Genomic DNA, 22,349 nt, shown 5'->3' with positions numbered 1-22,349 from the left:
AAAAAATTGAAAGCGTTTTTCTGTTCAGGTATATTTTACGAAAAAAATTTTAGGCAACTTCAAAATTTGAGCTGCGATAAGGTTTTCATAGTAGAGAATTTTCATGAAACATTTATCAAAAAACAGAGGCTATCCATTGGGACAGCCTCTATAATTCATGCTTTGAGTATGGTTAATAAAATTTACTTTTTAATTGCTTTGAAAGTCTTTTTAGATCCATCCTTCATATCTAAAGTAATTAAATACATTCCCTGCTTTAATTCATTTAGATTAACCGATGATTCAGGATTAGCAATGGTTTTAATTAACCTTCCTGCAATATCCGTCACATAAACGGCTTTCACATCAGAAATATCAGATACATTCAAAATATCCGTAAAAGGATTCGGATATACTTTAATTTCGTCCTTCGTACCGGATAATTCGTTTGTGGCAAGCGGAGCGGTTACAATGAATGAATAATCAATAATTTCTCCCCTTGAGAAACCTAAACAAGGATCCGTTGGTGCACTGTTGTTGTAATTGATCAAAACCCTCATTCTGTAAGTTCCTACAGATGTATTTGCAGGGATGGTAAGTGTTGCACCGCTTGTGGTTGTAGTATAATTTGTTGTTGCAAACAGTTTTTCGGAAGCATCAAAAACATTATTCTGATTTAAATCTACCCATACAGCAACCCCAACCGTAGGACCTCCCGCAGTTATAGAAATAGGAATAACCGTATTAGACGCAGATTTTGTAATGGAAATATTATTTGAGCTCATCAGATTTTTATATCCAAAAGTTGCTGCACTGTTTGCCGTTGCAGAACTGTACGCCATATTGGTATTGGCAGTAGTGGATGTAAATGAGCTGATCCATGAATTCTGATTGGAAGTTACCGGAGTACAGTAATTACTTGTATAGAATCTTGTTCCGCCTTCCCACGCACTGTTGTCTGTTGCGCTGCATTTAGCTCTTGCCCAAACATAGTAGAATGTATCACTGGTTAATCCCGTCAGGTTAGCAGTTGTACCCGTTCCACTTGTACTTACAGAATTTGAAGCATTTAAAACAGTTGTTGCTGTCGGTGCTGTATTGGTGGTGCTGTAATAGACATCATACCCTACTCCAACCGTAGAAGAAGGTGCCGTCCAGCTAATCGCAGCTCCGTTAGCTGAAGTGGATGCTACGGTAATTAATGTCGGATTATCGCAGCTTGGAATAGGCTGAATATTAATATCATCAATTCCGATACCTCTGTAAGTTCCTCCTACACCGTGTCTAAACGCAAGATACTGATCTGTTCCCGCCGGAATATTTACCGTATACTGAGCCATAGTTGATGTTAAAGTAACCGCACTGATCTGTGTAAAAGTAGAAGCATCAGCAGGATTGCTTAACGTTCCCACCTGAAGCGTGTAGCCTGAAGATCCTCCCGCAGCCATGAAACGAACCCTGTTTGCTCCGTTTGAAAGGGGTGTAATTTGTGGTGAAACCAACATTCCTCCTGCTGTAGTAGCTGTATCATTATATAAATAGTAGCCATTTGGAGCAGAAGAATTATACGATGTATTTACATAGCCATATCCCGCCCAAGACGACGGTTCTAAATATCTCCAGCAGGTAGGCGCATTTGTATTGCTGCTGCTTCCCGTAGCTGTAGTATCGAAATTTTCAGACACAGGAAGAGAGGTTACAGCCGGGCAAACAGTTGTAAAGCTTCTCTCTGTACAGTTTAAAGAGCTTTGAGTTGCCGTATATGCTCCTACAGACCAATAATATACCGTACTGTAATTGAGAGAAGTTGGCAATGTGTATGTAGTTACATTTCCTACATCAAAATTATTAAGCACATCATTTCCGCCCGGCGTTGTTCCTATTCTCAGCTTGTAGCCTGTAACTGCAGACGAGGAAGAAGCCGTCCATGTAAAGGTAGGCGTAAGCGGAACATTAATAGCAGATGCTGCAGGCGCAGACTGTGCAGGACAGATAGAAAGTGTAGTAAATGTTCTTTCCGAACATCCTGTTGATGAAATCGTAGCATTATAGGCATTAACCGTATAATAATACTTTGTGTTATAAGTTAATTCTGTCGGTAAAGTATATGTCGATACATTTCCAACATTCAAATTATTTAAAACATCTGTTCCTCCTGAAGTTGTTCCCACAGATAATCTGTATCCTGTAGCTTCCGGATTTGCCGTCCATGTAAATGCAGGCGTTACGGAAACTCCTGTTGCCGCCGAAGAAGGCGCAGAAACTGTAGGACAGAAGGTTTTCGTCGTAAAAGAAGATCCTGAAACCCAAGAACTCTGCTCTGAAGCAGAACAACGAGATCTTACCCAAACATAATAAGTTGTACTCGGCGTTAAATTGGTTATTGTATACGTTAAACCTGTTGCTCCCACAACATTGGGCGTTGTTGCAGCAGTAGGTGCTGTATTGGTCGTACTGTAATAAATATCAAATGCAGGTGCAGGATTTGCCATCGCCCAGTTTACCGGAGCTGTTGTAGACGTAGTTGTTCCGGGAGTTACAGAATCCGGGAACATACAAGGAATGACAGAAATATTTACATTATCAATATAAATATCGTTGCTTCCATTGTCTCCTGTAGCCATAAATCTTACAATCGCGGTCGGACTGCTCGTTCCCAAATCTGCATATTTGGTAGCCCATGAAGCAGAAATCCCCTGAGTAGAACCCACCTGATTGAAAGTGTTTCCGCCATCCGTAGAAACCAAAACTTTTAAAACATCAGTTCCTGAAGTATTCTGATAATCGTAAGACAAAAGCCTCGATCCTGTTCCTGAGGATAAATTAATATACAAATCCATGTATCCTGAAGCATTGATCGTATTGTACGAATGGAATCTTGCTGCCGGAGCTACACCCGGTGCTGCAACAGCAACGTTTCCGCCTAAACTTGTCCATCCTGTTGTACTTGCGTAACCACTTACTGTAATGTCACTTGCTCTCCATGAATTATCTCCTCTTGAAGGCCAGGTTCTCCAATAACCGGCATTAGGAAGATCTCCAATTGAATTTCCGTTTTCCCACGTACTGAAACTTTCGGTAAAAGGAATAGAAGCATAATTTACAGGAGCTGCAATCCATGTTCCCGGAGAATAAGTAAATGTAAGACCGGAAGCAGGTACAGTTGTAGAATTGGTAGTTCCTAAAGTAACCGAATCTGTACTGCCGGTTCCTATGGAAGTTGCCGTCCAGTCTGTTCCTACTCTGTTGTTGGTATCGGAAGCTTCCGATCCTCTTATTCCGACCTGTCCCGTTAATACTGCAGTACCGGAAACACAATTTCCGTAGACAATGCTTACGTTATTAGAAGTTAAATCAAACTGAATCTGAAAATTAAGAAGCTGCGCAGCAGATGCTGTACTTCCCTGAAGATCTTTAAACTGGACTATAAATTTAGAACCAACTGTTTCGTAGGAAATTTCAGAAGTTGTAGTATTGGCATTTTTAAGATTGACTGCAAAACCGGCAAATGCACCTTCGTAAGGAGTCGTGGTATCTGTAGAAAGCCCTGTGTAAGTGGCCGCCAAAGCTGGTGTTCCAAGGGTTACAAAACCATTATTGCTAAGGTAAACAGCATTATAAGATTTACCATTGAATTTAAAAGCTGACGGTAAACTAATTGCTGCAGAAACAGCATCCGTTCCTAAGGTGGCTCCCGACTGCCAAACTGTTCTGGAGGCAGAAAGCGGTGTGTAGGTTCCTGTAGTCTGCGTAAATCCGTAGCCGTTATTGGTATTCGGATTGGTTGCCTGAGGCGGTCCCACCTGTGCAAACGTTGCCGATCCCAAGGCAAGAAGACACGTGAGTAGAATTTTTTTCATATATCAATAAAATTAAGGGCGGTAAAAATATAAAAATTATTCATTAAACCTATTAAAATTCAGAAATTCATCATTATTTAATGTTAAAAAGCTAAAATATTTTAATAAAAATTAAACATTCATTTGATTTTAACAGAGAAATAAAAAGTGGGATTTTAAAGTGGATTTATGTTATGAATTTAAAAGATCACCAAAATAAAAATGGCTAAAAATCTGATCAATAGATTCTTAGCCACTTTAAATTTATATCACGGAGTTTTAAACTTAATTCAGATAAAATTCATATTTATTTAAAAGCTGAATTTCTTTAATCAGTTCACCGCTGAGATTTACAGAATGCTTCATAGACTGTACTTCGAGATGTTCTACCTTCGAATCTTCTTCCACATTTTTGAGATAAAATTTCAGCTTCTGATTTCCCTGATTTCTTTCTAAAACTTTTCTGAAAAAATTCAGATCTTCCGGTCGGAAATCCATCACATCCATCACCAAAGAAATACTTTTTGCAAATCTTTCAAAAGCTTCCTGAAGCTCAATAACATCCGTAACATTCACAAAAACCCTTCCGTCTTTTACCTGAGCAAATTTAATCTTAAAAATTACAAACCGCTGAACTTCCAGTTTTTCTTTCAGTTTCATATAATCACGATCTCCCAGTCGGAAAGAATAAGAACCGGAATAGTCTTCCAGCGTTACAAAAGCCACTTTTTCTCCGCTTCTGAAGCCATCTTTTACCACATATTCGGTAATCAGACCGGCAACAGTATATTCTTTTCCGCCACCGCCGTTTTCTCTTTCCTTCTGTAAGGTTTTCCAGTCTTTTTTCTTCTCTTCGAATAATTCTTCTTGCTTATTGGCAAAAGCCTGTTCTTTATAAGCATCTACCTCATCCAGATTCAGGAAATGGAAAACACCTTTTGGTTCTGCTTTTTTAGTAACTTCTTCAATAAGTTCCTCTTCTTCACCCTCAATCACATCATCGGAAACAATTTCCGCAAGTTCAGATACATCTTCCGGAACGTCCTGCTCTAAAATCGGAACCTCATCAATTACAATTTTCGATTCATCTTCTTTTTCCAGAACAGATTTTTTGGAAAGGCTTCCCTGTATAAACTGGAACTGGTATTTAAATTCATCTAAAGGATGCGCAGAAAGATAGAATCCGATGGTTTCTTTTTCTTTATTCAGCTTATGCATATTCGGCCATTCGGGACACGGAGGCAGCTTGGGCTGCTCGATCTGAACTTCCTCTGCAAAATCTGCAAAAAGAGAATGTTCCATTTCATTTTTACTTTCCTGAAAGCTTTGTCCGTAACGGATCAGTCTTTCCAGATTGGTTCTTCCCGCCATATCAATATCAAAATACTGACCTCTGTGGAAATTGTCGAGTTCATCAAAAGCTCCTGCCAAAACCAAACTTTCCGCCACTCTTTTGTTCATTTGTGAAGGCAGAATTCTTTCGAAGAAATCATAAATATTTTTAAATCTTCCGTTCTGTCTTTCTCTTGTAATGGCTTCACTCGGACCTTCACCAATTCCTTTAATGGCTCCCAGACCAAAACGGATCTGTCCTTTTTCGTTTACCGAGAATTTATACTGAGATTCGTTCACATCCGGTCCCAAAACATCAACACCCATACTTTTACAGTCTTCCATGAACATGGTGATGGAATCGGTGTTGTTAATGTTGTTACTCATCACACTCGCCATATATTCTGCCGGATAATTGGCTTTTAAATAAGCAGTCTGATACGCAATAAATGCATAACACGTAGAGTGAGACTTGTTGAAGGCATATTCTGCAAAGGCTTTCCAGTCGTTCCAGATTTTCTCTAAACGTTCTTCGTTGAGGTTATTTTTTCTTCCGCCTTCGATGAATTTCGGGTACATTTTATTAAGAACGTCGATCTGCTTTTTACCCATAGCTTTTCTCAGCGTATCTGCTTCCCCTTTCGTGAAATTTGCCAGTTTCTGGGATAAAAGCATTACCTGTTCCTGGTATACGGTAATTCCGTAGGTTTCTTTTAAATATTCCTCTGTTTCTGGTAAATCGTAGACGATTTCTTCAATTCCGTGTTTCCTGTTGATAAAATTCGGGATGTATTTTATCGGACCGGGACGGTACAATGCATTCATGGCAATAAGGTCGGCAAAAACCGTAGGTTTCAGCTCTCTCATGTACTTTTGCATTCCGGGACTTTCATACTGGAAAATTCCGACCGTTCTTCCTTCTTTAAATAACTGATAGGTTTTTGCATCATCAAGCGGAATGAGATCGGGATCGATATCCACTCCATGCCTTGCTTTTACAAGTTTTAAAGCATCTTTAATAATGGTTAAAGTTCTCAGCCCTAAAAAGTCCATTTTCAGAAGCCCTGCACTTTCCGCCACCGAGTTATCAAACTGCGAAACCAGAATATCGGCATCTTTTGCCGCAATGGTTACCGGAACCAGATTACTGACGTCTTCCGGCGTAATGATAACCCCACAAGCGTGAATCCCTGTATTTCTGATGCAGCCTTCCATTTTTTTCGCACTTGCCAAAACTCCGTGACGTGCATCATTCGGACTGTCGAGAACGTAACGCATTTCGTCAACAAGCTGTTGTTCTTCAGGTTTTAATTTATCGTATTTTGCTAAAGCTTTCGCAATATTCATTCCCGGTGTGGAAGGAATTAATTTAGCAATATTATTCGTGTCCGGAATCGGAACATCCAAAACCCTTCCCGCATCTTTAATCGCAGATTTCCCTCCTAAAACCGAGTAGGTAATAATCTGGGCAACCTGTGTTTTTCCGTATTTATCAACCACCCATTTGATGATTTTATCTCGTCCTTCATCATCAAAGTCGATATCGATATCGGGCATGGAAACTCTTTCCGGATTCAGGAATCTCTCGAAAAGGAGATCATATTTAATGGGGTCAACATTCGTAATTCCGATACAGTACGCTACTGCAGAACCTGCCGCAGAACCACGACCGGGACCTACCCAAACGCCCATTTTACGGGCTTCGTTACAGAAATCCTGAACAATCAGGAAGTAACCGGGATATCCTGTATTGGCAATAACTTCCAGTTCGAAATCCAGACGTTCTTTTATCTCATCTGTAATTCCGGTTTCTACATATCTTCTTTTTGCCCCTTCGTACGTTAAATAGGTAAGATAAGCCATCTCCCCGCGTTTTCCGCCATCGACATCATCTTCGGGATGAATAAATTCTTCCGGAATATCGAATTTAGGTAGAAGAACGTCTCTTTTTAAAGTATAAGGCTTGAACTTTGCGAAAAATTCTTCATACGCTTCGAATGCATCCGGATACGTTAAAAACGCTTCCTTGATTTCATCCGCCGTTTTCATGTAATATTCTCCGGTTGCAAGTCCTCTTCTTTTTCCAAAACCTTTTCCTACAGGTGTTGAAAGCTTTTCTCCATCTTTGATGCAGCTTACAATATCCTGAATATTAGAATCGTCTTTATTGGTGTAGAACGTTTCATTCTGCGCTAAAATTTTAACATTATATTTATCGGCAAAATGCAATAATACGTCATTTAAATGCTCTTCTTCGGGCAGTTTATGGTTCTGGATCTGGACATAAAAATCGTCTCCGAAAGTATCTTTCCACCATCTGAAAAGCTCCTCCCCTTTCTGTTCACCCGTATTTAAAATGGCATCCGGAATATCCCCGTGAATTCCCGAAGTTAGGGCAATAACCCCTTCTTTATATTCGGCAATCAATTCCCTGCTGATCCTCGGAACTCCAAAATAAAATCCTTTAAGAAATCCGATACTGGATAGTTTGGCTAAATTTTTATAGCCGTTAAAATCTTTTGCCAGTAAAACAACCTGCGTTCTTCGGTCGGGATCATCTTTGGTAAACTGCTTCTGCTCATAACGGTCTGAAATATAAAATTCACATCCCACCACAGGAATCAGAGGTTCTGAAACCGGTTCCGGCTCATTAAATTCTTCGCCTTTTTCTTCCGCTTCCTGTTTTTTAGCGAGGTATTCTTTATGCTTTTTTGCACGGTCGCCGTTTGCGCCTTCTACCGCAGAAACAAATTTGAAAGCTCCCATCATATTTCCCAGATCCACCATTCCGACGGCGGGGAAATTATCATCAGTTGCTTTTTTAATTAAATCGTTAATGCTTGTGGTAGCCGTTAAAGTAGAGAAAACACTGTGGTTATCAAAGTTGAAATATTTTCCGAGATCGATCTCTTCAATACTTCCTATATCCTGCTGTTTTTTCTTGTTGTGAAAATCCGCAACCTGCCTTCTGATAACAATATTAAAGGGCTTTATCGGATCAGGATACAGCGTTTTAAAATACGCAAGCTGGTCTTCGGAAACTTTTAAAACTTCCGCAGGAATGACCCCGATTCTCATCATTTCGAAGAAAACCTGAGCCGTGGCATTTACGTCGGCTGCTGCGTTATGGGCTTCATCAAATTTATGACCGTATAATTTTTCGTAAAGTTCTTCCAGCTTCGGAGCTTTGTATCTTCCTCCTTTTCCGCCTCCCAACTGACAGAAATCTGTTCCCAGAATCATCGTATCGGCTTTCGGCTTTTCCTGAAGGTTGTCTTTAATATTTTTACGGTAAAATTCGGCTCCCACAATATTATAATCAAACTCAACATTGTGTCCGGAGACCACTCTTACTTTTTCTAAAACTTTAGAAAATTCATTTAAAATTTCTTCGAGATCACGACCTTCGTCATTGGCGATTTTTGTAGTGATCCCGTGAATTCTCGCGGCATTGAAGGGAATATCATACCCTTCCGGTTTTATAATATAATCCTGATTTTCAATTAATGTTCCGTCATCTTCATGCAACTGCCACGCAATCTGCACCATTCTTGGCCAGTTATCTGAATCTGAAAGCGGAGCGTTGAAATTCTTCGGTAAACCTGTGGTTTCTGTGTCAAAAACTAAATACATGTAATTTTTCTAGCTTTTATTAAAAAGAGAATGTAAAGTTACTTTATTTTTTTGAAGGAGTGTGTGTTTTAGAGCCATTTTAAGAGAGTTTGTATTTTCAGGCTATTTACATTTAAAAAGAAAAAAAACATATTTATTATATAATTTTAAGATTCATTAAAATTATACATAATCATACAAAATATTATCAATTAATTATGTGACTTAATGAGTTTTACATATATTTGTCAACTAATTATTTGTAATCATTAAGTGGCATGAAGAGAAATCTAATCTTGATTAGTACGTTGCTTTATCTTTCAACGTATGCGCAAAAAAACAATGACAATTTAAAAAGAGAATTTGAACAGCAAAAAGTTGAGAACGAAAAAAAGTTCGATGCCTATGCTGAAAGGGTATATGGGAAAAATCCTGACGCAAAAACGAAGGAAAAAATTGATTCTTTAAAATCCCATCTTGGAGGATTTAACTTTGATATTCCTTTTTTTTTGCAGGAACAGGATACAAGACAATTAATGAATTCCAATTCCGACCAGTTGAATTTGTCTGGAGGAGTTGCTGGCCTTACTGGTGCTTTTAACGGAGAAAATATAAAGTATACAGTATTTGACGGCGGAAGAATATACGAATCTCATACAGCTTTCAATAATGCAACAGGAAGAATTACCAATAAAGAGGCCAGCACACAAAGCTATTCTGACCATTCTACAGGCGTAGGAAGTTTCATCGGCGGGAAAAGTGTTAATTTGTCCAGCGGAGGTGTTGCTGTAGGGAATACTAAGGGAGTTGCTGTAAATTCAACAATGGATAGCTATATGTTTAGTACAACCACTTTACCCGGTGATACTTCAACAAGCAATGTTTTTCAAAAAATATTGGTTTCTCAACCTAACATTTCTAACCACTCATATGGGGTAAATTCAGGATGGACAGAAAATTACGATAATAATGGCAATATCAGTTCTTATGTTTACAATGGTTCTAAAGCAGGAAATACATTCTATGATCTTCAGGGTACTTATAATACCAATGATTATAATTATGATATGCTGGTAAACAATAACCCTTCTCTTATAATTGTAAAATCCTCGGGGAACTATTTTAATATGGGACCAGGTAGTGCTTCCTCAGCCATTCCAAAATATTATTCCTCCTCAAGCGGTCCATTAGCATTCAGTTCCAGTGATACAATCCCGCCTAACAATTGTTCTCAAGGATATGATTGCATAGGAACAGGATCTTTGGCAAAAAATATTATTGTAGTAGGTGCTACAGATATAATTAGTACCAATAATTTCCGATACACAAGCGCAACTGATGTTGTACATTCCGACTATAGCAGTGCTGGTCCAAGAGATGACGGCGGAATAAAACCGGATATCTCCACAGTTGGAACAGATGTTTTATATGCAGCCACATCCGCAACCGGTAGTAACACATGGGCAGCAGGAAGCGGCACATCATTTTCCGCCCCTATTGTAACGGGAATTATCGGACTATGGACTCAGATATATAAACAATTATTCAATAACGCTTTACTAAACGCGGCTTCAGCAAAAGTACTTACCATTCATTCTGCATCTGAGGCCGGAAATATCGGACCTGATCCATGGTTCGGATGGGGCTTTATTAATGCTAAAAAAGGAGCGGAATTATTGGTAGGCAAATCTAACAATACTGTTTTCTTTGCAGATGAAACGCTGAACAGCGGAGTTAAAAATAGTAAAACACTTACTGCAACCGGAAGCGAACCCTTAAAGGTTACCATCAGCTGGATCGACCCTAAATATACTCCTAATTACCAATTTGTATCTGATGTTTTCAATAACAGAACATCTAAACTGATTAACGATCTTGATCTGAGAATTATAGATCTTACTACCAATACGGTGTATTATCCGTGGAAACTTGATGCTAACAGTCCTTTGACCCCTGCAACAAAAGCAGATAATACTGTTGATAATGTTGAGCAGGTTGTAATAGACAATCCTATTTCTGGCAGAAGCTACAAAATTGAGATTACAAATAAAGGAACACTAGTTAATGATTCGGGAGTTGCGGCTCCACAGAACTATTCCATCATGGTAACAGGACAAACACAGTCCTCATTATCAACAAGCGATATTATAAAAGATAATGGAATAATAATAGCTCCGACTCTTACAAAAGATTATGTAAAAGTAATAAAGTCTCCTAAGAGATCAACATATAATGTATACGATCTTTCCGGGAAAAAACTTAAGAGTGGAACCATTAAAAATGAGGAAGAAAGCATTGATCTGACTTCTTACATCAAAGGAATATATATCATTGAGGTTAAAACAGACAAGGATACTGTTTCTAAAAAAGTAATTAAAGAATAACCACGATGTTATTTCAATAATAAAAAATCTTCAAAACACTAACGCTTGTTAGTGTTTTGTTTTTTTGTTTATCTTTGCTTTCTATGGAAAATACACTTCACGAAAAGGTTTCTCAAGATATATTACTCAAGGCTTATAACCATATGATGCTTGCCAAAGCAATGGCGGATATTTATGAAGAAAACAGAAATGTCTGTAAATATGTTCATAGTACATCAAGAGGTCATGAAGCCATTCAATTGGCAACAGCTTATCAGTTAAAAAAAGAAGACTGGGTTTCTCCTTATTACCGGGACGAAAGTATACTTCTCGGGATTGGTTTTGAACCTTATCAGTTGATGCTTCAGTTACTAGCAAAGGCCGACGATCCTTTTTCCGGAGGTAGATCTTACTACTCTCACCCTTCCAGCAGGGACGAAAATAAACCTAAAATTATTCACCAGAGTTCTGCGACAGGAATGCAGACCATTCCTACAACGGGAGTTGCGCAGGGAATTAAATATATTCAGGATTTTGAATTGCAGGATTTTGAAAACAATCCGGTGGTGGTTTGCAGTCTGGGAGATAATTCTGTAACGGAAGGTGAAGTAAGTGAGGCTTTACAGTTTGCTGCTTTACATCAGCTACCGATTATTTTCCTTGTTCAGGATAATGAGTGGGGAATTTCCGTAACCAAGGAGGAAGCAAGGACGTGTGATGCCTATGATTTTGTAGCCGGTTTTACAGGTTTAAGCAGAATGAGAGTGGACGGAACTGATTTCGTGGAAAGCTTTGAAGTAATGAAAAAAGCGGTGGATTTTGTAAGAACTGAAAGAAAACCTTTAGTGGTTTGCGCAAAAACAGTTTTAATTGGTCACCACACATCCGGAGTACGAAGAGAGTTTTACAGAGACGAGGAAGATTTAACCAAACACAGAGCAAAGGATCCGGGAAATATTCTAAGAAATCATTTGATTGAATCCGGAGTTGATGAAGAATTATTAAAACAGATTACGAAAAAGGCCCGTCTTGAAGCTGAAGAAGCTTTTGAAAAGGCTAAAAATGCAGAAGATCCGAAGCCTGAAAGTGTAATGAATCATGTTTTCGCGCCAACTCCGATTACGGAAGAAGTTGGAACCAGAGAACCTGAAGGCGGAGAAAAAATTGTAATGGTAGATGCTGCGATTCATGCCATTCAGGAATTGATGTGGAAACATCCGGAAGCTTTGTTATACGGACAGGATGTTGGGGAAAGAATTGGCGGGGTTTTCCGTGAGACGGTAACGTTAGGAAAAAAATTCGGAAGCAAAAGGGTTTTCAATACCGCGATTCAGGAAGCTTATATTATCGGTTCTACAGCGGGAATGAGTGCAGTAGGATTAAAACCGATTGTTGAAGTGCAGTTTGCGGATTATATTTATCCGGGAATCAATCAGTTAATTACAGAGATTTCAAAATCGAGTTATTTAAGTCAGGGGAAATTCCCTGTAAGCAATATCATCCGTGTTCCGATCGGAGCTTACGGAGGTGGCGGTCCTTATCACAGCGGAAGTGTTGAAAGTATTTTAGCGAATATCAAAGGGATTAAAATTGCTTATCCGAGCAACGCGGCAGACTTCAAAGGTTTATTAAAAGCTGCCTATTACGATCCGAATCCGGTGGTAATGCTTGAACATAAAGGGTTGTACTGGAGCAAGGTTCCGGGAACGGAGGATGCAAAAACCATAGAACCTGCGGAAGATTATATTTTACCTTTCGGAAAAGGAAAAGTAATTATTGAAGCGGATAAAGAGGAAACCGAAAAAGGAAGAACTTTATTGATCGTTACTTACGGAATGGGCGTTTACTGGGCAAAAGAAGCAGCGAAAAATTTCAACGGAAGAGTTGAGGTGATTGATTTAAGAACTTTAATTCCTCTGGATGAAGAACTGGTTTTTGAGAGAGTAAAAGCGCACGGAAAATGTATCGTTTTAACAGAGGAGCAGTTGAATAATTCTTTTGCGGAAGCTTTCGCACACAGAATTTCGAAAAACTGTTTTAAGTATCTTGATGCACCGGTAGAAACGATGGGTTCTCTCGATGTTCCTGCCGTTCCTATTAACTTGGTACTTGAAAAGGAAATGCTTCCGAATGCGGAAAAGCTTTCCAATAAAATTGAAGAAATGCTGAAATATTAATTCAGTTTAAAATAAAAATGTAAGCCTCTAAATTTTTTAGAGGTTTTTTTGCGCCTTAATTTCTTATATTTATGTATTGTTAGCAAAAGGTTTTTGAAATTCTGTTTCAAAAATATGGTATCTGTTTTGCTTAGTCTTTTGCTGATTCGAAATTAAATTGCACAAATATGATTACAACAAAATACGTCAATTACAGGCAGGTTCTCAATTTATCAGGATTTCATGTGATTCTGATTTCAATCTGGTGTACTTTAATTGCTGTGCTTTTTCATTTTTTTCATTGGGATTGGATGATTATTCCCTGGGTTCCGGTAGCATTGATTGGTACTGCGGAAGCGTTTTTAGTTGGTTTTAAAAATAATCAGGCTTACGACAGATTATGGGAAGCAAGAAAAATTTGGGGCGGAATCGTAAATTCCAGCAGAATGCTCGGATCGATGGTATATGCTTTTCATACTTCCAATGAAGAAGCGGGGAAATCTGATCTGGAAGACCGCAGAAAAAAAATTGTTTTCCGTCATATTGCATGGCTGTATCAGTTAAGGGAACAACTCCTGATTCCTACCGAATGGGAACATATTAAAGTGGAAGAAGACCAGCTTAAAAATGTAGACCATAAGCGTAACCGACTGATAAAAGCAGGTTTTCCGGATTACGGAAGAACGCCAATTTTCCTGAATAAATATTTATCTGAAGAGGAAACTGAATTGCAGTCTCAGTATAAAAATTTTGCGACTTACCTTATCGCTCAGCAGTCGAAAGATGTTAATGAGCTTAAAAATATGAGTGCGATTTCTGATTTTAATCAAAAGCAATTGCAGGATTGTCTCAATGAATTCTATACATTGCAGGGACAGGCGGAAAGAATAAAAAAGTTTCCTTTGCCAAGACAGTTTGCAAGTACTGCTTTTATTTTTAATATCATTTTCATTATGCTTCTTCCGTTAGGTTTGGTGAGTGAATTTGCCAAATTGGGAGACTGGGGAATATGGGTCTCAATTCCGTTCTGTATTACGATTGGCTGGATTTATATTATTATGGAGCTGGTTGGAGATTATTCTGAAAATCCTTTTGAAGGTCTGATGTTTGATATTCCAATGCTTTCGATCTGCCGGACGATTGAGATTGATCTTCTGCAAATGACGGGAGAAACGGATTTGCCTGATCCTATTGCTTCTAAGAATGGGGTTCTGGTTTAATTAATTGTCTTCAATTGAAATTAAGACCGCAGTTTAGCCCCGATTGCAGCTTTGTCTGAGCTCATTTTCAGGGATTTGGGGTTGCGGCGGCTAAGCCGCCGCAACCCCAAATCCCTGAAAATAGCGACTGCGGAAAGCGGGAAAAAGCTCCTGAAAAAAACTTTTTCCTCTACAAAACAATTGCCGTTGTATTTTTTACCTCAGAGATCATGAAAGAGCTGTGTGTACTTGCAATATGCTGCAATGTGGTAAGTTTTGTGAGCATAAAATTGCGGTAGTCTTCCATATCTTTTACGCCGATTTTTAAGATATAATCGTAGTCTCCGCTTACGTGAAAACATTCGGTTACTTCTTCTAAATTCATCACTTCTTTTTCGAACTGAAGGACGTATTCTTTTTTGTGCTGAGCGAGTTTGATGTGACAAAGCACAATGAAATTTCGTTGGATTTTATGCCTGTCCAGAATCGCAACATATTTTGAAATCACTCCCGTATTTTCGAGTTTCCGGATGCGTTCATAAACAGCCGTAACGGACAAACCTAACTTATGAGACAGTTCTTTGGTGGTTTGTTTGGAATCTTCCTGCAGAAAAAGGAGCAGTTTTTTATCCGTTTCATCAAAATTCATAGATAAATTTTAGTTAAATGTTTATTAAATTCAAATATAATAAACTTTTTTTCTATCATTTAAAAATATGATAGATTTATAATCTGATAATTTAAATTTCTGTTGTAATAATTCTGAAGGTTATTCATATTTATAGCATAAAAACTTAAACGATATGAACGACTTTAACGCAGCCAACGAAATACAGGATTTGCAATATTTCGGTGAATTTGGCGGAGTAAACCCATCGATTTCCGACAGTTCTACTTATACTTTTCTTTCTGCGAAAACGATGTTCGATACTTTCGAAGGAAATGCAGAAGGATGCTATTTGTATTCAAGACATTCTTCTCCGATGAATCTGTATCTTGCGCAGGCTTTAGCCAAACTTGAAAATACAGAAGCGGCAAACGTTACCGCATCGGGAATGGGAGCGATTACTTCGGTTCTGATGCAGGTCTGCAAAAGCGGAGATCATATTATTTCGAGCAGAACAATTTACGGCGGAACGTATGCTTTTATGAAAAATTTTCTTCCGCCATTTAATATTCAGACGACGTTTGTAGACATCAATAATTTTGAATCTGTTGAAAACTCAATTACTGAAAACACAAAAATCATCTATTGTGAAAGTGTAAGCAATCCGCTTCTGGAAGTTGCTGACCTGAGAAAACTCTCTGAAATCTGTAAAAGACATAATCTGAAACTGATCGTAGACAATACGTTCTCTCCTCTCTCTATTTCGCCAAAGCTTTTGGGCGCAGATATCGTGATCCATTCTTTAACGAAATTTATCAACGGAAGCAGCGATACCGTAGGTGGAGTGTACTGTGGAACTCAGGAGTTCATTAACGATACGAAAAACGTGAATAACGGAGCATGTATGCTGTTGGGACCTACGATGGACAGTCTTCGTTCTGCAAGTATTCTTAAAAACCTCAGAACGCTGCACATCAGAATGAAACAGCACAGTTATAACGCAATGTATCTTGCTCAAAGATTTGAAGAAGACGGATTGCGTGTCTCTTATCCCGGATTAAAATCTCATAAAAACCACGAACTGATGAAAACGATGATGCACAAAGAGTACGGATTCGGTGGTTTGCTGACTTTAGACGCGGGAACCACAGATAAAGCCAATGAACTGATAGAACTGATGCAGCAGGAAAACTTAGGTTATCTTGCGGTAAGTTTAGGTTTTTATAAAACTTTATTCTCATGCTCAGGAAGCTCCACTTCTTCTGAAATCCCGGAGGAAGAACGTGCTGCGATGGGAATTTCCGATGGACTGATCAGATTCTCAATAGGTCTGGATCACGACATCGAACGAACGTATGAAAAGATGAGAGAATGCATGCTCAAAACAGGCGTTCTCAGCCATGAAACCATCTCCATATCCTAATTATTGTAAAAAAGCTGTTGTTCATTCAACAGCTTTTATTTTTTTTAGATAAGCTTCGCGCCTACAGAGCAATATTTACTGTAATCGAAAATCATAGTTTTTTTTAACGCAAAGTTTAATTTTAAATACTCATTATTTAAGGGAGCAAAGAAGAATCAACAAGTTGCTTTGATGAAGCGTATTTTTCAAGCTTTGGGTAGCAAATGTATTTACCTTTGCTGACTAAAATTAAAGCTTTGCTAAAAAATCTTTGCGTCAAAAAATTTACGCTAAAAAGTAATGCATCAAAAATTTTAGTGGTAAAATCAAACTTTATGAAAATGTTTCGGGAAAGCATCTTCGGGTTTCATCCTGAAAATATTCAGTAAAACCCACGATTTTAAGAAGCCATACCCGTAAGAAAACATCTGGATGTAGGTGGAAATTACCGCCATTCCTGCAATGCTTATATTTTTGGTCGCCCACAAAGCATGGAAAAGTACCATAAAAGTATATAGCCCGTAGAACGCAAGAATAACGCCTTTTCCCAAAATGAAATATTCTACAAAGCCCATGATGTAGCCCAACATAAATAAAGTAGGAAATGCGAACGAAATTTTCACATAATTCGGATGTCTTTGGTTAAGAATAGGTCTTGCACAGCCAAACTGATACACCTGTTTTGAAAATTTTCCGAAATCTACTCTGCGTTTATGATAGACTGCAATATCATCGAAAAAAGCAGTCGTAAAACCATTTTCCCAAAGCGTCATAGAAAGATCCGGATCCTCTCCTATTCTCATTTCTGAAAAACCTCCTACTTTTTCAAAAACCTCTTTTTTTACGCCCATATTAAAGCTTCTGGGCTGAAATTTTGAAACCGCTTTTTTACTTCCTCTGATTCCTCCGGTCGTAAAAACAGAAGTCATGGAATAAGAAATGGCTTTCTGCATTAAATTAAAACCTTTATGCGCCTTATCTGCTCCGCCAAAAGCATCACAGGGAATTTCAAGAATATCTTTTTTGATGTTTTCGATGTAATCGTTCTCTACAATCACGTCGCTGTCTACAAAAACAAGCCATTCGTTTTCGGCTCTTCTTGCCCCGTAATTTCTGGATAAACCGGGTCCTGAATTATCTTTCCGAAAATATTTAATGGTTAAAAAATTTTCGAACTTTGAAATAGTTGGTTTTAAATCGATTAATGAGCCGTCATCCACGATAATGATCTCAAACTCTTTGTCTGTCTGCGCAGTAAGAGAATTCAGGAGTTCAAAAAGTTCGTCTTTACGGTTAAAAATAGCAACGATAATGGAAATGGTAGGCTTCAAATCTGAAAATTTTTCAAAATTACTTATTCGGGAAGGAATGAGCAAAAAGATTTTGGAAATTAACCGCTTATTTTAGATGATAAATAGCAACATTACACCTCAATAATTGATTTTTAAGTATTTTTGATCTTTAAACATAAATATGATGAGCGGTTTTAGAGAATTTAAATATTCAGTAATAACTTTAATCTGTGCATTAATCATTAATATTTCTATTATTTCAGCTCTATACTGGTTTTTCAATATCCGTCGCTTTCCGCCAATATTTGAAAGAGATATTTTAATTATCACAATACTGATTCTTACAGCATTAACACTTTTAATTACGAAATTTCTGATTGCTCATTTTGATATTCCATCTAAACGAAAAAATACGGTAACTGCTTTGGTAAATTCCTGCCTATTTTTGAGTTTGCTTTTTTACAGCAATATTGTATCAAATTTTTGGGCAAAAACTCAAGAAATAAATAATATTGAAGAAATCTACACTGTGAAAAATTCCGGTGTAAGAATAAAAAATTTTAAAATTGTAGAAAATCCGGTTATTCAAAGGCAGGTAAAATTACTCAAGAGTTCGAAAAAAATTATTCAGATCGTATTTCTTTATCCATTTAGATCAGAGAAAAAAAATATTTATTATGCTTTAACATTTAAAAAGTATTTAGATTTTGAAACAGATGAAAAGAAAACAAATTTCGAATTCAACAGACTACTGAAACAGGCAGAAAACAGTTTAAAACAATATGATTTTCAAAAGATTAAAAACTTTGAATACATTACTATGATGTCTTATGATTATGACGATTTTTTATCTGCAACACAAACAAAAGTCGGCAATTTTGTTTTCCTGAAACCTGTAAAGGAAACCGTAGAAAAAAAAGCTAAAGATGAAATATCCTCCAGCATGATTATAATTGCAATAATTTTACTTATTCATATTATCATTCTATCGTTTATAACATTGAAAAGGGATCATACATTATATAAATATTCCTAAATCATAATAGATAAACAAAACTGCTGAAATTATCATCACAATTGCTGAAAAACTAAAAAACAGCCATTGAAAGACATTTTTAAAATAGTATTTTTCCAAAATATACAGAATAAAAAACAGCAAAAAAGATATCGCCAAACCAATCAATAAAGTAATAATCAACGTTTGAACATAATTTTCAGAGGGTAACGGATCCTTGAAGACAGCAAAAAGTAGGACTGCAGAAATAAAAAGAAACAATGAACTTACTTTTTCCGTTAAATATTTTGTCTTTTTTTCTATTTTAGATTTTTCATTATAGTTTGAATCTGAAGAATTGCTGCCTAATAATTCCACAACATCTATTACAACGCCAAAAACGTCTAGAAAATCGAAATTCATAGTTTGAGTTTTTGACAAAAATAAAAAACCTTCCGTAAAAAGGAAGGTTTTAATATTATTTTCCATCCAATTTATGAACTTTCTTCGTTCCCTCATACATTTCATACTGCAAAAATCTGGTTTCCAGTTTTCCGTTGAAAAGCTTGATTTTTCTTGACGGACGAAGACCGATTTTCTTCACCGCTTCCAGATCAGAAGAAATCAGCCATGCCAATGTATTCGGATAATGAGTTTTGAAAGTGTCGCCTATTTTCTTGTAAAAATCATCATCATTAATAGAAATTCTTTCGTCGTAAGGCGGATTGAAAACCATTAACAAAGGGAAAAGTTCTTTTTTGGAATCAAAGAAATTCTGTTTCTTCACTTCAATTACATCTTCCATTTCTGCTGCTTCGATGTTCATTCTTGCCGCATTCAGCATTCTTGCATCAATATCGTAGCCAACGATCTTTCCGGTAAATTCTTTCACCCTGTTGATTCTGAATTCTTTAATCTTGGTAAAAAGATCCGCATCATAATTTTTCCAGTTCTGGAAAGCAAATCTCCTTCTGAAAATCTGCGCCGGAAGATCCAAAGCAAACATTGCCGCTTCTATTAAAAGTGTTCCCGAACCGCACATCGGATCAAGGAAATTACCTTTTCCGTCCCAACCAGCCAGTTGAAGCATTCCGCTTGCCAGAACTTCATTAATCGGAGCTTCTCCCTGCTCTCTTCTATATCCTCTTTTAAATAAAGGATCTCCCGAAGAATCCAGAGAAATCGTAACCAATTCTCTGTCGATATGAAGGTGGAATTTAATATCCGGATTTTTAGTTTCTACATTCGGGCGCTTTTTGAATTTTTCCTGAAAATAATCCACAATGGCATCTTTCATTTTCAGCGTTACAAACTGAGAATGCTTAAATGTTTCGGAATTTACCGTAGAATCAATTGCAAAAGACTGATCCACATCCATAAATTCTTCCCAATTGAATTTAAAAAGCCTGTCGTAAAACTGGTGCTGATTGAAAGCCTTAAATTCATGAATCGGAACCAAAATTTTTAGAGCTGTTCTCGCAGAGTAATTGATCTTGTATAAAAAGCCTAAATCTCCTTCACAGTTTACCGCACGGTTTTTAACCTCAACATTCCTTCCGCCCAGTTTTTTAATCTCTTCTGCCAAGATCTGCTCCAGTCCGAAAAATGTTTTTATCTGAATCTGTATATTTTCTGTATTCATTCTGCAAAAATAGCAATTTTAGTGGTTGGTTGTCAGTTTATAGTTTATACAAATCACTGCAACTACAAAAACCATGGGTTTGCAACAACAGACAATCGCCCAAAAAACACTATTTTTGCAGAATGGAATGGTTTGAATCTTGGTTTGATACCCCTTATTATCATGTACTGTACAGCAACAGAGACTATACAGAAGCGGAAAATTTCATCACAAAACTTACTGCAGAACTGCAGCTTCCGCCGAACTCAAAAATCATCGATCTGGCTTGTGGTAAGGGAAGACATTCGGTTTTTCTTAATAAGCTTGGGTATGATGTTTTGGGACTTGATCTTTCCAGACAGAGTATAGAATTTGATAAGCAGTTTGAGAATCAGACCTTGCTTTTTGATGTTCACGACATGAGAAACCCGATTGATGCAGATCCGATGGACGCTGTTTTCAATCTTTTTACAAGCTTCGGATATTTTGATAATGAAAATGACGACAAAAAAGTATTTCAGTCCGTTTATAATGTATTAAAACCGGGCGGATATTTTGTTCTGGATTATCTGAATGAGGAATATGTAAGAAAAAGCATTGTTCCGGAATCTATTATTATTCGCGGAGATATTGAGTTTAAAATAAAAAAGAAAATTGAGGGAAGACATATTGTAAAAGACATTCGATTTGAAGCAGACGGAAGACCTTATCATTTCTTCGAAAAAGTAAAACTTCATACGTTGGACGCCATCAATTCCTATGCAACTGAATGCGGTTTCGAAAGAATAAAAATCTGGGGAGATTACCAGCTTAACGATTTCAACAAAGAAACTTCTCCGCGTTGCATTAATTTATTCAAGAAAAGATAATGATTACCGTACTTTTACTGGTGTTAAGCGTTATTACAGGTGTATTTCTTGGAAAACATTTCGGTAAAAAAGAAAAACTGGCAAAAAATCTGTTGATTTTAAGTGCCGGATTTCTGATTACCATTTGTCTGAATGAAGTATTTCCGCAGGTTTATACCTCAGAAACAGGAAACAGTCTTGGAATTTTCGTGATTGCCGGAGTTTTACTGCAAATGATTCTTGAAGCTCTAACCAAAGGTTTCGAACATGGGCATTTCCATCATCACAGCGAACATAATATTTTGCCTGTTGCTTTAATGGTGGGACTTTTTATCCATGCTTTTATTGAAGGAATTCCTTTAGCGAACGAAGAACAGGAATTATCGCCTTATCTTTTGGGAATTGTTTTTCATAATCTTCCGATATCGTTTATTTTGGGTGCATTTTTATTTAACCGAAAAGATGAATCAAAATCCAATCCTTCTTATCCTTCGCTCCTTATTGTTGCCCTTTTTGCTTTGGCTTCTCCAATGGGAATGCTGCTCGGAAATTATTTCAATCCCGATCTTCAGCCTTACTTTCTGGCGATCGTAGGAGGAATTTTCCTGCATATTTCTTCGGTAATTATTTTTGAAAGCAATAAAAACCATAACATCGACTGGCTAAAAATAGGGCTTGTGATTTTAGGAGTTTCATTGGCGTTGGTTATGCATCTTTTTCACAGTCATGCTCATTAATGATAACAAAAGACTGTTGAATATATTAAATTTGTTTAAACTAATTTCAGAATTAACCACAAAAGCCACAAAAGACAATTTTAAAGCCAATTTCTATAATAATAAAAGCGCTCAAAAGAATAAAAATCAAAGATTTTTAAAAAAATTATTGTGAACTTTTTCATTTATAATGATCAGCTTTAAATAAAAATTTGTCATCTTTTGTGACTTTTGTGGTTAATAAAAAGTTTAAACAGACTTATTAAATAAAAAGCTCCGAACGTAAATTCGGAGCTTTTTATTTAAGTTTTATTGAATATCCGTTTTCTAACCTAAAGCTGTGATATTAGCAATAATCAGCCTTTCAAATAACTTTTCTCCAAAATATC

At 37.2% G+C, this 22,349-nt stretch carries 13 protein-coding genes; 7 read left to right on the top strand and 6 right to left on the bottom strand.

All coding sequences use genetic code 11. The features are described 5' to 3' along the window. Positions 1 to 182: 182 nt before the first annotated feature. Together B0E34_RS06655 and dnaE are read right to left on the bottom strand one after the other, a co-directional pair. Entirely contained in the window at positions 183 to 3,839 is a 3,657-nt protein-coding gene (locus tag B0E34_RS06655; protein WP_087708037.1) for an NIDO-like domain-containing protein, read from the bottom strand. A 264-nt stretch (positions 3,840 to 4,103) separates the two neighbouring features. After that, the gene (dnaE, locus tag B0E34_RS06650) at positions 4,104 to 8,783 is read right to left on the bottom strand and encodes a DNA polymerase III subunit alpha (RefSeq protein WP_087708035.1); all 4,680 of its coding nucleotides are present in this window, start codon (positions 8,781 to 8,783) and stop codon (positions 4,104 to 4,106) included. Positions 8,784 to 9,040: 257 nt separating this feature from the next. On the opposite strand from dnaE, the gene B0E34_RS06645 reads away from it, so the two are divergent. The 3 genes from B0E34_RS06645 to B0E34_RS06635 all read left to right on the top strand — a co-directional run bounded on the left by B0E34_RS06645 (position 9,041) and on the right by B0E34_RS06635 (position 14,501). Next, a complete protein-coding gene (locus tag B0E34_RS06645) occupies positions 9,041 to 11,146 on the top strand; it encodes a S8 family peptidase (protein WP_087708033.1) in 2,106 nt (701 codons plus the stop codon). A gap of 83 nt (positions 11,147 to 11,229) precedes the next feature. After that, complete coding sequence (locus B0E34_RS06640; RefSeq protein WP_087708031.1) at positions 11,230 to 13,302, top strand: alpha-ketoacid dehydrogenase subunit alpha/beta; 2,073 nt, start codon at positions 11,230 to 11,232, stop codon at positions 13,300 to 13,302. A gap of 167 nt (positions 13,303 to 13,469) precedes the next feature. Beyond that, positions 13,470 to 14,501: a bestrophin family protein gene (locus tag B0E34_RS06635; protein WP_087708029.1), complete on the top strand. Its 1,032-nt coding sequence runs from the start codon at positions 13,470 to 13,472 to the stop codon at positions 14,499 to 14,501. Positions 14,502 to 14,670: 169 nt separating this feature from the next. On the opposite strand, the gene B0E34_RS06630 is transcribed toward B0E34_RS06635, so the two are convergent. Then, entirely contained in the window at positions 14,671 to 15,129 is a 459-nt protein-coding gene (locus B0E34_RS06630; RefSeq protein ID WP_087708027.1) for an Lrp/AsnC family transcriptional regulator, read from the bottom strand. Between the two features lie 154 nt (positions 15,130 to 15,283). Between B0E34_RS06630 and B0E34_RS06625 the strand changes: the two genes are divergently transcribed. Continuing rightward, a complete protein-coding gene (locus B0E34_RS06625) occupies positions 15,284 to 16,510 on the top strand; it encodes an aminotransferase class I/II-fold pyridoxal phosphate-dependent enzyme (RefSeq protein ID WP_087708026.1) in 1,227 nt (408 codons plus the stop codon). A gap of 305 nt (positions 16,511 to 16,815) precedes the next feature. Here B0E34_RS06625 and B0E34_RS06620 read toward each other — a convergent pair whose 3' ends face one another. Further along, positions 16,816 to 17,820, bottom strand: coding sequence for a glycosyltransferase family 2 protein (locus B0E34_RS06620; RefSeq protein ID WP_087708138.1), 1,005 nt, complete (start codon positions 17,818 to 17,820; stop codon positions 16,816 to 16,818). Positions 17,821 to 17,965: 145 nt separating this feature from the next. Here B0E34_RS06620 and B0E34_RS06615 point away from each other — a divergent pair, with 145 nt between their 5' ends. Continuing rightward, positions 17,966 to 18,817, top strand: coding sequence for a hypothetical protein (locus B0E34_RS06615; RefSeq protein ID WP_165762958.1), 852 nt, complete (start codon positions 17,966 to 17,968; stop codon positions 18,815 to 18,817). Here B0E34_RS06615 and B0E34_RS06610 read toward each other — a convergent pair. Both B0E34_RS06610 and B0E34_RS06605 read right to left on the bottom strand, forming a co-directional pair. Beyond that, the gene (locus B0E34_RS06610; protein WP_228423031.1) at positions 18,800 to 19,264 is read right to left on the bottom strand and encodes a branched-chain amino acid ABC transporter substrate-binding protein; all 465 of its coding nucleotides are present in this window, start codon (positions 19,262 to 19,264) and stop codon (positions 18,800 to 18,802) included. The genes B0E34_RS06615 and B0E34_RS06610 overlap by 18 nt on opposite strands. Next, complete coding sequence (locus B0E34_RS06605) at positions 19,254 to 20,417, bottom strand: THUMP domain-containing class I SAM-dependent RNA methyltransferase (protein ID WP_087708022.1); 1,164 nt, start codon at positions 20,415 to 20,417, stop codon at positions 19,254 to 19,256. The genes B0E34_RS06610 and B0E34_RS06605 overlap by 11 nt, the downstream gene beginning before the upstream one ends. A gap of 122 nt (positions 20,418 to 20,539) precedes the next feature. On the opposite strand from B0E34_RS06605, the gene B0E34_RS06600 reads away from it, so the two are divergent. Together B0E34_RS06600 and B0E34_RS06595 are read left to right on the top strand one after the other, a co-directional pair. Next, positions 20,540 to 21,265 (top strand): SAM-dependent methyltransferase, encoded by a 726-nt coding sequence (locus B0E34_RS06600; protein ID WP_087708020.1) that lies wholly within the window; start codon positions 20,540 to 20,542, stop codon positions 21,263 to 21,265. Between the two features lie 2 nt (positions 21,266 to 21,267). Continuing rightward, positions 21,268 to 21,981 carry a ZIP family metal transporter gene (locus B0E34_RS06595; RefSeq protein ID WP_087708134.1) on the top strand — a complete coding sequence of 238 codons (714 nt, stop codon included), beginning with the start codon at positions 21,268 to 21,270 and terminating at the stop codon, positions 21,979 to 21,981. The last annotated feature ends 368 nt before the right edge of the window (positions 21,982 to 22,349 follow it).

Origin of the sequence: Chryseobacterium mucoviscidosis (assembly GCF_002177115.1) — a bacterium.
GTDB lineage: Bacteria > Bacteroidota > Bacteroidia > Flavobacteriales > Weeksellaceae > Chryseobacterium > Chryseobacterium mucoviscidosis.
This window is presented reverse-complemented; position numbering and strand designations above follow the sequence as displayed.

Excerpts from the sequence above, each read along its gene's own strand:
- B0E34_RS06645 (WP_087708033.1), top strand. The coding sequence starts at position 9,041 with ATGAAGAGAAATCTAATCTTGATTAGTACGTTGCTTTATCTTTCAACG.
- B0E34_RS06625 (WP_087708026.1), top strand. The coding sequence starts at position 15,284 with ATGAACGACTTTAACGCAGCCAACGAAATACAGGATTTGCAATATTTC.
- B0E34_RS06615 (WP_165762958.1), top strand. The coding sequence starts at position 17,966 with ATGAGCGGTTTTAGAGAATTTAAATATTCAGTAATAACTTTAATCTGT.
- B0E34_RS06655 (WP_087708037.1), bottom strand. The coding sequence starts at position 3,839 with ATGAAAAAAATTCTACTCACGTGTCTTCTTGCCTTGGGATCGGCAACG.
- B0E34_RS06630 (WP_087708027.1), bottom strand. The coding sequence starts at position 15,129 with ATGAATTTTGATGAAACGGATAAAAAACTGCTCCTTTTTCTGCAGGAA.
- B0E34_RS06600 (WP_087708020.1), top strand. The coding sequence starts at position 20,540 with ATGGAATGGTTTGAATCTTGGTTTGATACCCCTTATTATCATGTACTG.
- B0E34_RS06635 (WP_087708029.1), top strand. The coding sequence starts at position 13,470 with ATGATTACAACAAAATACGTCAATTACAGGCAGGTTCTCAATTTATCA.
- B0E34_RS06640 (WP_087708031.1), top strand. The coding sequence starts at position 11,230 with ATGGAAAATACACTTCACGAAAAGGTTTCTCAAGATATATTACTCAAG.
- B0E34_RS06605 (WP_087708022.1), bottom strand. The coding sequence starts at position 20,417 with ATGAATACAGAAAATATACAGATTCAGATAAAAACATTTTTCGGACTG.
- dnaE (WP_087708035.1), bottom strand. The coding sequence starts at position 8,783 with ATGTATTTAGTTTTTGACACAGAAACCACAGGTTTACCGAAGAATTTC.
- B0E34_RS06610 (WP_228423031.1), bottom strand. The coding sequence starts at position 19,264 with ATGGAAAATAATATTAAAACCTTCCTTTTTACGGAAGGTTTTTTATTT.